12 protein-coding genes are annotated in these 15,551 nt (G+C 45.9%); 4 read left to right on the plus strand and 8 right to left on the minus strand.

Annotation, left to right across the window (positions count from 1 at the left end; genetic code table 11):
* Positions 1-167: 167 nt before the first annotated feature.
* The 4 genes from E2R66_RS22660 to E2R66_RS22675 all read right to left on the minus strand — a co-directional run bounded on the left by E2R66_RS22660 (position 168) and on the right by E2R66_RS22675 (position 4,279).
* Positions 168-1,013, minus strand: a complete 846-nt coding sequence (locus E2R66_RS22660) for a hypothetical protein (RefSeq protein ID WP_133235104.1) — start codon at positions 1,011-1,013, stop codon at positions 168-170.
* A 13-nt stretch (positions 1,014-1,026) separates the two neighbouring features.
* Positions 1,027-2,364 carry an acetylxylan esterase gene (locus tag E2R66_RS22665; protein WP_133235106.1) on the minus strand — a complete coding sequence of 446 codons (1,338 nt, stop codon included), beginning with the start codon at positions 2,362-2,364 and terminating at the stop codon, positions 1,027-1,029.
* Positions 2,365-2,395: 31 nt separating this feature from the next.
* Positions 2,396-3,610 carry an acyltransferase family protein gene (locus tag E2R66_RS22670; protein ID WP_133235108.1) on the minus strand — a complete coding sequence of 405 codons (1,215 nt, stop codon included), beginning with the start codon at positions 3,608-3,610 and terminating at the stop codon, positions 2,396-2,398.
* Between the two features lie 129 nt (positions 3,611-3,739).
* Positions 3,740-4,279, minus strand: coding sequence for a hypothetical protein (locus E2R66_RS22675; RefSeq protein ID WP_133235110.1), 540 nt, complete (start codon positions 4,277-4,279; stop codon positions 3,740-3,742).
* A gap of 93 nt (positions 4,280-4,372) precedes the next feature.
* Between E2R66_RS22675 and purD the strand changes: the two genes are divergently transcribed.
* A complete protein-coding gene (purD, locus tag E2R66_RS22680; protein WP_133235112.1) occupies positions 4,373-5,647 on the plus strand; it encodes a phosphoribosylamine--glycine ligase in 1,275 nt (424 codons plus the stop codon).
* A gap of 104 nt (positions 5,648-5,751) precedes the next feature.
* Here purD and E2R66_RS22685 read toward each other — a convergent pair whose 3' ends face one another.
* Positions 5,752-6,879, minus strand: coding sequence for a TlpA disulfide reductase family protein (locus E2R66_RS22685; protein WP_133235114.1), 1,128 nt, complete (start codon positions 6,877-6,879; stop codon positions 5,752-5,754).
* A gap of 241 nt (positions 6,880-7,120) precedes the next feature.
* Here E2R66_RS22685 and E2R66_RS22690 point away from each other — a divergent pair, with 241 nt between their 5' ends.
* Positions 7,121-7,723: a TetR/AcrR family transcriptional regulator gene (locus E2R66_RS22690; RefSeq protein WP_133235116.1), complete on the plus strand. Its 603-nt coding sequence runs from the start codon at positions 7,121-7,123 to the stop codon at positions 7,721-7,723.
* Positions 7,720-9,846: a beta-N-acetylhexosaminidase gene (locus tag E2R66_RS22695; protein WP_133235118.1), complete on the plus strand. Its 2,127-nt coding sequence runs from the start codon at positions 7,720-7,722 to the stop codon at positions 9,844-9,846. Before E2R66_RS22690 ends, E2R66_RS22695 begins: the two co-directional genes overlap by 4 nt.
* 79 nt (positions 9,847-9,925) lie before the next feature.
* Here the strand turns inward: E2R66_RS22695 and E2R66_RS22700 are convergent, their stop codons facing one another.
* Together E2R66_RS22700 and E2R66_RS22705 are read right to left on the minus strand one after the other, a co-directional pair.
* Positions 9,926-11,101 (minus strand): redoxin domain-containing protein, encoded by a 1,176-nt coding sequence (locus E2R66_RS22700; RefSeq protein ID WP_133235120.1) that lies wholly within the window; start codon positions 11,099-11,101, stop codon positions 9,926-9,928.
* A gap of 51 nt (positions 11,102-11,152) precedes the next feature.
* Complete coding sequence (locus E2R66_RS22705; RefSeq protein ID WP_133235122.1) at positions 11,153-12,334, minus strand: formimidoylglutamase; 1,182 nt, start codon at positions 12,332-12,334, stop codon at positions 11,153-11,155.
* A gap of 171 nt (positions 12,335-12,505) precedes the next feature.
* Between E2R66_RS22705 and E2R66_RS22710 the strand changes: the two genes are divergently transcribed.
* Positions 12,506-13,474, plus strand: a complete 969-nt coding sequence (locus E2R66_RS22710; RefSeq protein WP_133235124.1) for an NAD-dependent epimerase/dehydratase family protein — start codon at positions 12,506-12,508, stop codon at positions 13,472-13,474.
* 306 nt (positions 13,475-13,780) lie between these two features.
* On the opposite strand, the gene rlmD is transcribed toward E2R66_RS22710, so the two are convergent.
* Positions 13,781-15,217, minus strand: a complete 1,437-nt coding sequence (gene rlmD, locus E2R66_RS22715; protein WP_133235126.1) for a 23S rRNA (uracil(1939)-C(5))-methyltransferase RlmD — start codon at positions 15,215-15,217, stop codon at positions 13,781-13,783.
* Positions 15,218-15,551: the final 334 nt, after the last annotated feature.

Below are 15,551 nucleotides of genomic sequence, written 5' to 3' on the forward strand. Positions count from 1 at the left end.
GCGGTTTAAAAGGGTTAGGGCAGCCATTAAATGATGAACTGCCCTAAACAGGCTGACTTAAGCCGCCTTTAATAAATCAAAATTAAAAAATATTTGATTATTAACACAGAATCTCTTGAGCTCCATCAAAAATCAACGGAATCAAAAAAATCACCCTAAATCAGCGGTCATATCTTCAACACCGCCTGCAACGCCCCACCATACCCAACGCCCGAGTTACGGCCCATAAAGGTGTAAAAGCCGTTGGCAAAGAGCGAGAATCTATGGCTAAACGTATGCCCTACATTGATAGCACCCTTGGTAAAGGCAAAGTCGCGGTTTACGCTTAAGTTCTGACTAAATGATTTGTTGGAACTGGAGGACCTTTGCCCGCCAATTTCGAAACTTATCTGGTTCTTTTTATTGAGAGGGATACCCAGTAGTGCAGAGTAAAGGATAACATTAGGCCCCTGCGCATCAAAGTAGCGACGGTACCCGGTCTCCAGGTTAAAGTAGCATCCCCTGAGGAAGTTTTTGTTAAAGCTACCGGTGTACATAAATTTTATTTCGGAGCCAAAGGTGCCGTAACCCAAATCGAGCAGGTTATCATCGTGTTTATACAGTGGCGCAATGCCAGATACCTGTACCGAAAAATAGGCTTTATAATCAAAGTTTATCAGGGCGTAGCTCAGGCCGGCCTGCAGATCGCCCAGGCCGAAGCTTTGCTGGTATGTTGTACCGGCGGTAGTGGTGAACTGGCTTTGCTGGTTGGGTGCCAACACGTTTACAATAAGGTCCAGCCGGCGGGTAATACCGTAGCCTACATAAAGGCCGTAAGCATAGCTGGTAAACTGGCTGTTGCCATCAGGTTTCACCTTTTTCCCACTGCTGTTATATACATCCTTAGAGGTATAATAATTAAATGATGGCACTACAATATTGCGATATTTACCAATGGGCCAGCCTGCAAAGGCCTGCTGATATGCAGAGCCGATGATAACCAGTAATAAACAAATGATGTAAACTTTTTTCATAGGTGTCTGCTGTTTACGGCATCCTGAAATCTTCTTTCAGCCAGTAGTATTGAAATGTAAAGTAGGTAAAATTAACCTCATGCGCCTTATCGGCCACTACAAAATATTCGTTGCTGGTATTGGCAAATTTATTGAACATACCAAAACTGCAGCGCGGCGGACAAAATTCGTCGAGCAAGCCAATCCCCATCAGCACCTTACTTTTTACTTTGTCGGCAAAGTTCTGGGGGTCGTAATAATCCCAAACTGCCAATAGCTTTTCTTTAGTAAAGCCATTATGTTTCTTAATGTACTCATGAAACACCAGCGTAGGCCAGGTATCAACCGGGTATGAGCTGCCTATGGCATACGAATCGTGCATATCGGCGTATAACGGCACCTGAAAGGTACAGAGCTTAACGCGCTTATCCATAGCCGCAACAAACACCGCCAGCGCGCCGCCCTGGCTACCACCCTCTACCACTATCTTTTCGGGATTCAGCCTCAGCTTTGCAGCGTTGGCCGCCAAAAAATCAACCCCACGAAGGCAGTCCATATAAGCGCCGCGGTAAATATACTTATCGCGGCTCTCTATATTAACCAGATTATACTGTTTATAATCGGGCGCAATTACGTCGCGACTGTTGCCGTTACCGCGCACATTGATCGTAAACACCGCAAAATCCTCTTTATCATAGTCGGGTTTCATATCAATGGTGTAACCCGGCACACGGTACAGTATAGGGTAATTTTTGCCACCTTTTGGCACAGTGAGCCATCCACGGATGGTGATACCCTCCCACGATTTCATTTCGCACAGGTAAACAACCTTCTCTTTGGTCGATTTCTTTTTGTCCTCAGTAAACTGAAATTCGGGCTTAATACTTTTAAGGGTATCTATAGTGCCCTGCCAAAAGCTATCGAAATCGGCAGGTTTGTGCAGGGTAGTCTTTATCTGCTCAGGGTCTACGCCAAACACGCGTTTTACGGTATCGTCGTAACTAGTAAGGTTGAACATAAAATGCACCCGATAAAAGCCGGGGATGCGCTTGGGCAGGCTTACACTGTACGTTTCAGATGAATTTTTGATAAGATGCACAGGCATGCTACTGGTAGATAGCTGCTTAAAATCGTCGCTTAATACGTTATAAGTAAGTTTGCCGTCCTGGTTTTCTTTATATGTGCTCTTTACCTTTAGCTTAAATTCTACGTTATCGCTACCCTTAAAAATGGCGTTCTTGGTGCCTGGTTTAACCTCAATGAACACTTCACCTTCGTCTTCCTTATCATCCTGCGCAAAGGTGCTGTAGCAGCCCGCCATTATGATGCTTAGGGTAACAATATAAAATTTAAAGCCTCTTAGTAATCGCATTTTTATATCATGTCTTTTTTTAAGCCCCGTTTTATACGGACGCTGTTCGTTTTTTGTTCTTTATCAAAAAGTCCGACTGGCGGATGTAGTGGTTCAACGGTTCCTCTATGGTTTTAAATAACAGTATAGATACCCCGTTGAGGATAATGAACGCATAAAGCACATTCAGGTTATCGTATTGGAAGGGCGACACCCAATCCACGCCCCATTTGTCGTACAGATCAAAGATATAATCGTTTAGCCAGTTTATGCTAAAGTGCAAGCCATTATACATCCACCCTAAGTGAATTAGATAAAATATATACGAGCTTTTGCCCAGCAACTCAACGAATTTATTGGATAATATTTTCTTAAGAAGGGAAGTTTCGGTAAGTAACCCGTAAAAAAAGAGTGCTATACTGATAGACAGCAGGTAATTATTGGTGATGATGCCCAGCGGATGCTGCAACCCTGCAGCTTCGCCTTTGGGTATAGGTAGCGTACTCATAAACCACACACAGGCAAATATGAGTACGAAGCCGAGGTAAGTAAGCTTCTGTTTACTTTGCCCATCTAAAGTTTTCTTGCGTACAATAAGCGCCAACTGTATCCCCACAAAAAACTCGAAACAACGCCCTAAAAAGGTATAGAGCATCATGAACGTAAAATTGCCGAAGAAACCATACCAGTTTACATTGCGGAAGATGAGCACCAACAAGGCACCGGTGGCGGTAATGATGAAAGGCTGTATATAAAATTTCTTGTACCGTTGCGCAAAGAAAAAGATAAACGGTGCCGAGAAGTAAAAGCACTCTTCTACCGTTAAGCTCCAACCCTGGGCAATGCCGGTAAATTTCAAGTGATCAAAAAAGCCACGCACGAAGGTAATGTTCATCAGCAGTAAACCTATCGGGCTGCCAAAGCCGTTGGTTACCTTTTCGTCGGCACTGAAGTAGAAACTGGCGAAAGCACCCAGCGTAAGCAGGAAATACATGGGGTATATACGCGCCACACGGTTTTTGAGGTATTGTTTAAACCAATCGCCGGTTAATTCGAACGTATCAAAATAACGGAAAGCGATTAAAAAGCCTGATAGCGTAAAGAAGATGGTTACCCCAATGTGGAATTCGGTAAAGAAACGTTGCACAGCATGGGGAAAATTCTCATCAAATGCGTAGCAGTAATGCGAAATGAATACCAGGTATGCGGCCATTGCGCGCACGCCGGTAAGGGCCGGAATATAGGTAAGTAAAGGTTTTTGCGCCAAAACGAATGAGTTTTTTCGTACCTAAAGATAATTTAATAAGCAGATAATGCAAAAACAAGGCCACGTACCCTGTTTCTGCTTAACAGATGTGGGCTGATAAACTAAGGGTATCCTGGCGAAGGACAGCTATTATTTGTTATGGTTCTCATCATCGTTTGTCCAACCTAAGTCGTCGTCATCATCCTCGCTCAACCCGTCAAAAAACTTATCCTCGTCAAATAGCAGTTCTTCCAGTTTTTCTTGCTCGGGCGTACTGGTGTCAAAGCGGATGCCCCAGTCGTCGGGGAGATCGTTCGTTTTATCAAATCCGCGGATCCATTGTACGAACGTTATCCTAAACTCTTCTACCTTATCGCGCATCAGTTGCACGTAGTCCTCCTCGTTCATACCAAACATTTCGGTGCAGATAACGGCGTTCATCATATCCTGTATGGCCAGCCTGATACGAACTGCATTATACATTTTTAGCGAATATAGCGTGCCGCCAGAAGCGCCGGCAATTTTGCCGAGTATTAACGTAGCGTTGCTAAGTATCTCTGTACGGTAAAACTCCGCTTCTCTCTTATCGCTTTCACCAATCACTTCAACAATAACTTGCGCAAGCTCATAAATCTCGTCCGCTTTTTTGTAAACCGGCAGATTCAATATTTTATCAAACCTTTTCGACATGAAGTAAACTTAACAAATCTCATCGTAAAATTAGCAGCACATTTGAAATCTGCACATCCGCACATTTATCTGCACATTAAGTATATTCGCCCCATGAACATCCTGATCCTCGGTTCGGGCGGAAGGGAAAGCGCCTTCGCCTGGAAAATTGCCCAAAGCCCTAAATGCGAGAAGCTTTTTATTGCTCCCGGCAATGCCGGCACCGGCCAATACGGCACCAACGTTGACCTTAAGGTTACCGATTTTGCGGGCATAAAAGCATTTGCCCTAAGCAACGGCATCGACATGGTATTGGTTGGCCCTGAAGAACCCCTGGTAAAAGGCATCCATGATTTCTTTTTGGCAGATGATGAACTGAAGGATATACCGGTGATAGGCCCGCAGCAACAGGCCGCGCAACTGGAAGGCAGCAAGGATTTCAGCAAGGATTTTATGCAGCGTAACAATGTGCCCACCGCTGCATCCAAAACGTTTACTAAAGACACCCTGCAAGAAGGGTTCGATTACCTGGCCACGGCGGGTCTCCCTGTCGTTTTAAAAGCCGACGGCTTGGCAGCAGGTAAGGGCGTTTTAATATGCCTTACCCTGGAAGAAGCCAAACTCGAATTGGCCGAGATGCTTACCGAAGCCAAATTTGGCGATGCCAGCTCGAAAGTGGTGATAGAACAATTCCTCACTGGTATTGAACTTTCGGTTTTTGTGATGACGGATGGCACCAATTACAAAATACTGCCCGAGGCCAAAGATTACAAACGCATTGGCGAGGGCGACACCGGCCTCAATACCGGCGGAATGGGTTCGATATCGCCGGTGCCTTTTGCAGATGCTGAATTCATGACCAAGGTGGAGCAAAAAGTAATCATACCAACGGTTGAGGGACTTAAAAAAGAAGGCATTCCCTACAAAGGCTTTATCTTCATCGGCCTGATGAATACCGACGGCGAACCATGGGTGATAGAATACAACTGCCGCATGGGCGACCCGGAAACCGAAAGCGTAATGCCACGTATTGAATCGGATTTTGTAGACCTGCTGGAGGGTGTGGCCCATGGCAACCTGAATGAGAAAGAACTCATCATATCTGACAAAACCGCCGCAACTGTAGTTTGCGTAGCAGGCGGTTACCCCGGCGAATATTTAAAGAATAAAGCCATCAGCGGTATTGAGAACGTGCGCGGATCACACGTGTTCCATGCGGGTACAAGCCTAAGCGGCGATGACGTAATTACCACCGGCGGTCGCGTGCTGGCCATCACCAGCCTGCAGGATAACATGTTTAATGCCTTGCAGCAAGCCACCGCCGATGCCGCACGCATCTATTATGACGGCGTATATTTTAGGAGAGATATAGGGTTTGACTTACTTTAGTCATTGGGGCATTAAGTGATTGCGATTAGTCCAATAAAATCAAAAAGGCGGAAATGCACATTGCAATTCCGCCTTTTTTTATTCCCAAGTGACTATATAATCTTCTAAATTTTTCCGAATAACTCGGCCAACTTATCATTCAAATCGTCGCCCCTTAAGTTTTTGGCGATGATTTTACCGCTTGGGTCAATCAAAAAGTTTTGAGGAATAGCCCTTACACCATAAAGGCCCGCCGCTTTGCTATCCCAAAACTTAAGGTCTGAAAGCTGTGTCCAGGCCAAGCCGTCTTTATGAATTGCATCCAGCCAGGCTTTTTTGGCTGTAGATCTATCAAGCGATACACCAACAATGGTGAAATTCTTGTCCTTATATTTTCCGTAAGCTTTCACCACATTAGGGTTTTCGGCACGGCAAGGGCCGCACCACGATGCCCAAAAATCAATCAATACATATTTACCACGGAAAGAAGACAGACTTACTACCTTGCCTGCTGTATCGGCTTCGGCAAACTCCGGCGCAACAGCACCAAGGGCAACGGCCTTCAGCTTGGGTAGCAAGTCGCCAAAGGCTTTACCATCTTTAGATTGTTTAACGTCTGCCGACAGGGATTCATACAAAGGTGCCAGATCGGCATAATCGGCACTGTAAGCATACGAACGCAAGGCTGTAAGGCTGATGAATGAATTGGGATGGTCTATAATAAACTGCTTGTTAATATTTATCCATTGGTCATTCAATGCTTTTTCCTTCAGCTTAGTTTGGCTGATAAAGGCATCGGCTTTAGCGGCATCACCTGCCGCTTTTTCACGGGCATCAAGCGCGGCGTAACCATCATCAACCACTTTTAACGCGGCATGGTACAATTCATTTTCCTGGTTGGTTTTTGGCCCTTCCAGTTTTCCGTTGGCCAGTAAGTTGGTAGTAGTAAGGGTAATTACACCCGGCTCCAGGTATAGCGAATGCGAATCTTCCGCACTGTTTAAGCCCGATGCTGTGGGGTTAAACCAAAGGCGGGCGCTTATTGGGGAACTACCGGCATCGCCTTTAAAGATGAATTTTCCATCTTTCAGCGTAACAGAATCGGTTACCGATTTGCCATCCTTACGGTATTGCAGATAAACTTTTGCAGGGGCATTTAGTGCACCTACATTACCTTGTACGGTGTATTCGGTATGCTGTGCAAAAACAACAGCAGGTATAAGCGCGAAGGCACTTAGTAGAAATTTCTTCATGATTGGTGTTAATTAATAGCGAACCCCTAATAAAATGAATTTTCGCTTCTCAGCAGCGAGTATAATTCTTTTATTACAAATATTTAACATAATACCCAAAAGTTCCGTTACAGATAAGCCTTATTATGAGCGCTTGACTAGTCAGAGGCAAAATAAATACCGGAAAATATTTGGTAATTAATATTTCCCACAGCACATTTGCTATTGGAAAACATCAATCAACAATTATTTTCCAACAAGCATGACGAAAGAAGAAATAGTCGAAAGTTCGCTCCAGCAATTTTTGCTGCGCGGCATCCGTGAGATGACGGTGCAGCAGATTATCAATCCGTTGGGTATATCTACCAAAACAGTATATAAATATTTCAGTGGCAAAGAAGACCTGCTGGAGGCATGCCTTATTTTACACTACCAAAATCTAAAAGTTTCTTTTAATAAGTTCACCGCTGCGGCAATGGACCCCATTACCCGTTTAAGCAGTATTCTTTATAAAGGCATTGAGGAAGATTTTAAAGCCGCTCCAGAATTTTACCACGATCTTAACTACTACTACCCTAAGCTACAGGATAAAATAATGGCCAAAGAAATGGCTTCATATGGCCGCTACCTTATTCAAACGATGGAGGAGGGCGTTGAGCAACAACTTTTCCGGGCCGATACCAACCCTCTTGTGTTTATGGAGACCATCGATATCTTATACCGTTCGCTCACCCGTTCAACTCACTTTCAAAAGCACCAGTTGTCGCCGTTTCAACTGGCGGCAAATACTATAACCATATACCTGCGCGGGGCTTGCACTGCCACAGGCGTGGCCATTCTCGATAACCTCAAACAACCCTCATGATAAAAAAACTATTACCCATTGTTTTGCTGATGCTACTTGCTGCTACGGCAAACGCCCAAACCCAGCAGGTAACTACCTTGATGCCGATGCCCAAAAGTATTACCGTAGTTGATGGAAAGTTTGCCCTTACCCCCTCGTTTACAATTGCGGTTAAAACGGACGCTGCGGATGCCACGCTGTACTTCGGCGTTAATAGAGCTTTGCAAACTTTAAACCGCCGTACACAGCTATTTTTTAAACAACAGCGAATTACTGCCAGCGATAAAGCAGACAGCGCAAGTCTGCTCATCACCGTAAGAGCTAACGCCGGCGTTGTTATCGGGCAGGATGAATCTTACAGCATTACAGTGAGCGCAAAACAAATAAAACTGGAAGCGCCCAATACCACCGGTGCCTTACACGGACTAGAAACTTTCCTGCAATTGGTACAATACGATGATACAGGTTACTATTTACCGATAGCTAAAATCAATGATTCTCCGCGTTTTGTTTGGCGAGGGTTGATGATTGATGTGGCCCGTCATTTTATCCCGTTGGATGTAATTGAGCGCAATATAGATGCTATGGCGGCTGTGAAGATGAACGTTTTGCACCTCCATTTGTCGGATGATGAGGGTTTCCGCATCGAATCGAAAGTGTTCCCGGAGTTGCAGAAAAAAGGCTCGTTCGGCGAATATTTTACACAGTCTGAAATAAAAGACCTTATTGCATACGCAAAAAAACGCGGCGTGATGATAGTCCCCGAGTTTGATATGCCGGGGCACACTACCGGCTTTTTGGCGGGCTACCCAAGCCTCTCGGCCACGCCGGGCAAAACTTATATGCCGGGTCCACGCTTTTCGCCGGGCGATAAACCAATGGGGCTGATGGATATTATGAAGATGTTGAGCACCGCGCCTACGCCAACCTTCGACCCATCTAAAGAAAGCACCTACCTTTTCCTGAATAAATTTTTAGGCGAGATGTCCGCGTTATTCCCCTCACCTTATATCCACATCGGTGCGGACGAAAACAACGGCGTGGCTTGGAAAAACAACCCGGCCATTGTGGCCTTTATGAAGGATAAGAAAATAGCAGATACCCACGCTCTGCAGGCTTATTTTGTAAGCCGGGTGCAAAAAATATTAACTAAGCACCATAAGCATACAACCGGATGGGAAGAACTGCTATCTAAAGATTTGCCAAAAGATGTTGCCGTACAGGTTTGGCAAGACGGCACCAAAGCCAGGAGTGCAGCCGGGCTTGGCCACCCGGTTATCATTTCGAACGGTTTTTACCTCGACCTATTTATGCCGGCATATATTCACTATCAAAACTATTTGTTTGCCAATAAGCTCGAATATGCTTTAGCAGCAAAGGTTTTAGGCGGCGAGGCGGCACAGTGGGCCGAGGCCATGGATAAAAACAATGCCGAAACACGTATGTGGCCACGTACTGCGGCAATTGCAGAGAGGTTATGGTCGCCGGTGGAGGTTAATGACGTAGACGATATGTACCGCCGACTTGCTGTATTAAGCCGGCAGTTGGACGATATCGGCTTGCAGCACATCAGTGAATACGAAAAAGGGTTGAGGCGCTTAAACGATGGCGGCGACATTATTGCTTTAAAAACGCTTGCCGATGTTCTAAGCCCGGTAAAAGGCTATAAAAAACTCTTCGCCAAAATGACCAAGACACCAAGCGCGAGTTACCAAACGGCACCTTTGGCTACGTTATCAGACGTTATCATGGTCGATTCGGAGGTGAAAAGAAAATTCAGAGCGCTGGTTAAAAGTTACCTGCAAAGCCCCGACCACCACAGCTATGAAGCTATTAACGCCATGCTTATGCAATGGGCAAACCAATACGCCGATTTGCAAAGCATGCCCGGAAAAGCACAGTTAAATGCAGATATCATGCGCCACGCAAAAAATATGTCTGATGCAGGCTTTGTTGGTTTGGAGGCCTTAAAAAAATGGAGAGAAAAAGAACAACCATCTGCCGATTGGATAAAACAACAAATGGCAAAACTGCAGCGTACAAAGCAGGTTTACGGCGAAGCCGAAATTGCTGTTATACCCGAGATTGAGGCGCTTGTCAATCAAAAATTAGCGCCGGAGCCGACGAGTTACCCGATGTTCTAGGTTAGTGAGTGGTTGATCGGGTTGATTAGGTGCGTGGTCGCAAAACTTAACCATTCACTCAATCAACCACTCACCAATTTTATATTTTCCCCAACAGTTCTTCTAACTTGTTATCCAAATCGTCTCCGCGCAGGTTCTTGGCTACTATCTTGCCTTGCGGATCGATCAAATAGTTTTGAGGAATAGCTTGTACGCCATATAATGTAGCAGCCATATTGTTCCAAAACTTCAGATCAGACACTTGCGTCCATTCCAAATGGTCGTTTTTGATGGCGGCCAGCCATGCATCGCGGCCACTTTCTTTATCCAGTGATACGCCCAAAACAGTGAAGTTTTTGCTTTTATATTTATTATAGGTTCGCACTACATTCGGATTCTCCTGTCGGCAAGGGCCGCACCACGATGCCCAGAAATCTATCAACACGTATTTCCCCCTGAATGATGAGAGTTGAACGGGTTTGCCGTTTATATCGTTTTGTATAAAATCGGGCGCCAGTGATCCAATTGCGGTTACTTTGAGTTTATCCAGCTCGTATTTCAATTGCTTGCCCTGATCAGAGTTTTTCAATTCGTCCGACAATGCGTTGAACAATGGCTCAACCTCGGCTACATCCGGCGATGGACCGCTTACGCTGGTAAGCACCATCAAGCTAAGGTAACTGTCGGGATTGCTGATAATGAAGCCCTTCAACGCTGTTTTTTGCTCTTGTTGCAATGCTTTGTATTTAGCCTGCATACTATTTTGGAACGCCGCCGACTGTTGCTGCACAGGTGTGACGGCCTTGGCTTCGTTAGCCAGGGCCTTCGCTTTCTCCATAATTGGTTTAAGCTGTGCTGTCAGCCTGGCTTCGTCGTCGGTTGTTTTAGAACCGGTTACTTTTCCATGCTTCAACGAATCGGGCGAGGTAATACCCATTTCGCCTTTTTCTACGTAAAAGCCTAAATAGTCGGCCGTTTTTGCTGGCCCTGTTCCCTGGTTAAAATTTTGGGCAACGTATTTTGCAAAGCCATCGCTTTTATAATCTATAAACATGGTGGCATTTACAGGATTGGTTATCGTGCCGGTAAAAGTAAACTCACCGTTTACAATGGCTGCCGAATCAATAACATTATTGGCACCCAACTGATAAGCTAAAAAGGCCTGGGCCGGTTTATTTAACTTGCCAACCTTTCCTTTTATGGTAAAAGGCGCGGCAGTTTGGGCGAATGCCAATGCGGGCAAAGAAGCCAGCAGGCACAGAAAAAATCTCTTCATTATAATAATAGTAAAGATAGTGTAACGCTTAAAGGGCTAATGAATTGCAGCTTAGTTCAACTTTTGGTAAGTACGCCACCATAAATCGGGCATATCGCCGGAGCGGGCAGTTTTATAATCCTCGTACCGGCAAGGTACCAGGTGGAAACGTTCGTTGCGCGAACCGCCAGTTGGGTACGGTACTTGCATCCACCAGCGGTCGCTTTTTTTACTTTTTACGAACACGAGTTCATGCTCGTCATGCTTCAGGCTGGTTTTATAAATAAGGTATTGCGATTTAGGGTTTAGCGGAAAGTCTTTCTTTCGGTTATAAAAGCCATCTATAAAACACCACACCATTTGCGATACCAGCATAGCCGTTTGGCCGTTGGTATCGTAAGCGGGGTTAAATTCGTAAAAACCTATCGAAGTAAGCTTATCGCTGAAACCGGCATAGCGGCATATCTGGCAAGCCTCTTCGCCGTAAAAGCCGTTCGGCTTAGCGTTAGCGTTGGCTGCAGCATCTGAAGAGCGGATGACACCTATATCGAAGCTTAGCATATTGGCGTTGCGGATAACCGGCTCGGTTACGGTGATATTCCCGGTCAGTTCGCCCAGGCGGTGTACATCAAAATAAAGCTTATCCATCACCCGAAGACTTTCCTGGCTGGTGAAATACGTTTGGTACCCCAGATTGCTGAAGTTGAAAAGGTAGTTTGGCTCGTGCAGGAGTATCTTGTTGAGGTAAGCAATGGAATTGGTTTCTATGCTGTTGCCGAAGCCATCGTCGTCCAAATCGAAATGCGAATCAACCACCAGCACATCTACCTTTTGCTCCAGGCTTTCGTAGCCCATGTATTGGGCGTAAGTCAAGTCCTGCCCGCCGCCTATAATCAGTGGAAGAATGTCCTTCTTCACCAGTTCTTCTACCACCGTTTTAAGAGCGTAATAGGTGTCGGTTACCTTTTCGCCACGCGCTATGTTGCCCAGGTCTACTATTTTAGTGTTGTAAGCGCCCTCGTTAAGCTGGTATAGCTTTTCGCGCACATAATCTGGACCAAGGGCGCAGCCGGCATTGTTTATAGCGTTGCGATCTTCCAGCACGCCGATGATGGCAATATCCGCCTTCTGCTCCAAATCGGGGAAGGCGACAGAATGGTGCTCTATTTTATCGCCAAGCTGGCTGGTATAAAACCCATCTTTAGGAGTTATTTTCTTTATATCTATCGGGGCAAAAAAATCGGCTAAAGACATGTTCTTAGATGTGCAAATGTGCGGATATGCAAATGTGCAGATATTTTTGGATGTGGAGATATGCGATGTGCAAATGCTTTTAGTGGCTGATGTGGTTCGTCCACTTATAGTGTGACTTCATCTGCACATCTGAAATTTGCACATCTGCACATTTTTCTCACATTTGCACATATGATTTTAGTTACAGGCGCAACAGGTTTTTTAGGGGCCGAACTGGCAAGGGAGCTTATCCTGCGGGGTAATAGCATCCGCTGTACTAAACGCAGCTCGTCTACAGTACCCGAAATTTTGGTGCCCTACCCTGCCAAAATAGACTGGGTAGAGGCCGACCTGATGGATGCCTTTGCGTTGGATGCAGCGTTGGATGGCGTTACGCAGGTGTACAATTGTGCTGCATGGGTGTCCTTAAAGGCTGCAGATAAAAACCCGATGATACGCACCAACGTAACCGGCACGGGCTACCTGGTAAATCTTTGCATGGAAAAAGGCATCCGTATGGTACATACCAGTTCGGTAGCAGCCGTGGGCGAAGCCAAACCCGGCGAATTGATTACCGAAGAGCACCACCTGGACCCAACGCTGGAAGAAGACGGCTACGCCATATCTAAACTGGAGAGCGAGATGGAAGTTTGGCGCGGCATTGCCGAGGGACTTGATGCCGTTATTGTAAACCCCAGCATCATCATCGGCCCCAGTGCGGGGCTGGAAGGTAGCGGGCAAATCTTCGAGACCGTGCGCAAGGGCTTGAAATACTACACCAAAGGCACCATGGGTTTCGTAGATGTGCAGGACGTAGCAAAATGTATGGTTGCGCTGATGGAAAGCGGCATCAGCGGCGAGCGGTACATTATTTCTGCAGAAAACCGCCCTTTTCAGCAAATTTTTACAGAGATAGCGAGCTGCCTCGGCGTACCTGCTCCATTGAAGCTGGCAACGCCCTTTATGATGGAAGTAGCCTGGCGCGGCGCATCATTTTGGGGAAGCCTGACGGGAAACGACCCAGCCATAGATAAAACCAGCGCGCGCGCCGCCTCGGTAACGCGGGAGTTTGATACAAGTAAAATCAAGAAAGCGATTGGCTTTAAGTTTAAGCCGTTGAGTGACACGATTGGGGAAGTTTGTGCAGCGTTAAGCAGGTAGGCGAAAGCCCGTCATTTTTTCGGGTTTCTATTATGGAAATAATGAACAAACATTATAGCGTCAGCCCCGCCTGAGACTTGCTGATTTGAACCTGGCAAAAACCGTTAAAAATCTTCAAAAATCTGTGTTTTTCTGTGTTTTTCTGTGTTTTTTGGCTGCAATTAATAAATCACGCAATTGGAACTTTTTTACAATAAACCAGTGCCAAATTCCACAAAATCCTACCCGCCTTTTTGCGATAAATCAAACGTTTTTTTGGATATGGATTTCCGGCGTTGAAATGGATAAACGGTTCTTATCAATCGACTAAACAGTCTCCCTTAGTTTCAGCAGCACCACATTCTCCACATGCTGAGTATGCGGGAACATATCTACCGGCTGAATTTTTACGGTATCATACTTTTCCTTCAGCACCAACAAATCACGGGCCTGGGTGGCGGCATTGCAGCTTACATAAACTATTTTAGGGGCTTCCATTTCCATCAGGCGGGCCACTACATCGGCATGCATACCTGCGCGCGGTGGGTCGGTGATGATTACATCGGGCTTGCCATGTTCGGCCACAAAATCAGCCACCAGCACATCTTTCATATCGCCCGCAAAGAATTTGGTGTTGGTGATGTTGTTTATCTGCGAGTTCACTTTGGCATCTTCTATGGCAGTGGGTACGTACTCTACCCCTACCACTTCGCGCACCTGCCCGGCTACAAAGTTGGCTATAGTACCTGCACCCGTGTACAGGTCATAAACCAGTTCGTCGCCTTTAAATTCTGCAAAATCGCGGGTTATCTCGTACAGTTTCAGTGCTTGTATAGAATTGGTTTGGTAGAAGGATTTTGGACCCACCCTAAAGCGGATTGTCCGGCCATCGGCAGTTGCCATTTCCTCGTGAATATACTCAGGACCTTTCCAGCTATGCACCTCCTGATCGAAGATGGTATCATTCATCTTTGTGTTCAGGATATACAGCAGCGAGGTGATCTGCGGGAATCTGGCATCCACAAAACCCATCAGCTTGCTTACCTGCTCTTCATCAGCATGGGCAAAAACTACGATGACCATAATCTCGCCGGTAGACGAGGTGCGGATAATCAAGTTACGTAACGCGCCGGTATGCTGGCGTACGTCATAGTAGCTGATGCCTTGCTCTTTGGCGTATTGGTTAATGCTGTTGCGCAGATCGTTTGATGGCTCGGCCTGCAGGTAACAGTGGTTGATGTTCAATATCTTATCAAACCTGCCGGGGATGTGGAAACCCAATGCATCCATATCAAGAGCCTCGTCCTCTCGGTTTTCGCCATCGTACAGCCAGCGTTTATTGGAGAAAGTGTACTCGAGTTTGTTGCGGTAGTACTTATCAGCAGGGGAAGGCACAATGGCATCCATATGGCCTACCTCTATTTTGGCAATGCGGGTAAGCGCATCGTGCACGGCCTTTTGTTTGAATTTCAGCTGCGCCTCGTAGGTCATGTGCTGCCATTTGCAGCCGCCGCAAACGCCAAAATGCTCGCAGAAGGCATCGGTGCGGTATCCGGAGGGTGTTACCAGATTGATAATCTTACCTTCGCCGAAGTTTTTCTTGCTGCGGTAAACTTCTATATCGGCAACATCGCCGGGAACGGCTTTTTCTATAAACAAAACAAAGTCGTCGGCTTTGCCTACTCCTTTGCCTTCTTCGGCTATATCAATTACCGTTACGTTTTCAAAAACCTTATTTACCCGTGGTTTGCCAGATCTGCCCATAAGGATGCAAAGGTAAGGGAATTTATTATTTTATGGAGGGGAAGTCTGGGTGGTTAATTTTAACCGCAGCGTGAACAGAGAAAACACAGAGAAGCAAAGGGTAAATTGCCGTTACTGCACGGTTTCTCGATTGAAGGCTCCACGCCCGTAGGAACGGTAGCGAATGTGCATCACAATCGATAAAATGCGCCAAATACGCGCCGGAACGTCCTGCTTCCGTAGGGTACTTCATTGAGAGAGTTGAGTAAGCAAGGGCATTTCAGCCCAAACCTGCAAAGGAGGAGTTATGTCTTATTAGTAAAAACACATTTAAACTGATGCTTCACATACCTTT

Source organism: Mucilaginibacter psychrotolerans, assembly GCF_004519315.1.
GTDB lineage: Bacteria > Bacteroidota > Bacteroidia > Sphingobacteriales > Sphingobacteriaceae > Mucilaginibacter > Mucilaginibacter psychrotolerans.

Coding starts and splice junctions, on each gene's coding strand:
- E2R66_RS22710 (WP_133235124.1), top strand. CDS start 12,506: ATGATTTTAGTTACAGGCGCAACAGGTTTTTTAGGGGCCGAACTGGCA.
- E2R66_RS22695 (WP_133235118.1), top strand. CDS start 7,720: ATGATAAAAAAACTATTACCCATTGTTTTGCTGATGCTACTTGCTGCT.
- purD (WP_133235112.1), top strand. CDS start 4,373: ATGAACATCCTGATCCTCGGTTCGGGCGGAAGGGAAAGCGCCTTCGCC.
- E2R66_RS22665 (WP_133235106.1), bottom strand. CDS start 2,364: ATGCGATTACTAAGAGGCTTTAAATTTTATATTGTTACCCTAAGCATC.
- E2R66_RS22700 (WP_133235120.1), bottom strand. CDS start 11,101: ATGAAGAGATTTTTTCTGTGCCTGCTGGCTTCTTTGCCCGCATTGGCA.
- E2R66_RS22705 (WP_133235122.1), bottom strand. CDS start 12,334: ATGTCTTTAGCCGATTTTTTTGCCCCGATAGATATAAAGAAAATAACT.
- E2R66_RS22675 (WP_133235110.1), bottom strand. CDS start 4,279: ATGTCGAAAAGGTTTGATAAAATATTGAATCTGCCGGTTTACAAAAAA.
- rlmD (WP_133235126.1), bottom strand. CDS start 15,217: ATGGGCAGATCTGGCAAACCACGGGTAAATAAGGTTTTTGAAAACGTA.
- E2R66_RS22690 (WP_133235116.1), top strand. CDS start 7,121: ATGACGAAAGAAGAAATAGTCGAAAGTTCGCTCCAGCAATTTTTGCTG.
- E2R66_RS22685 (WP_133235114.1), bottom strand. CDS start 6,879: ATGAAGAAATTTCTACTAAGTGCCTTCGCGCTTATACCTGCTGTTGTT.
- E2R66_RS22660 (WP_133235104.1), bottom strand. CDS start 1,013: ATGAAAAAAGTTTACATCATTTGTTTATTACTGGTTATCATCGGCTCT.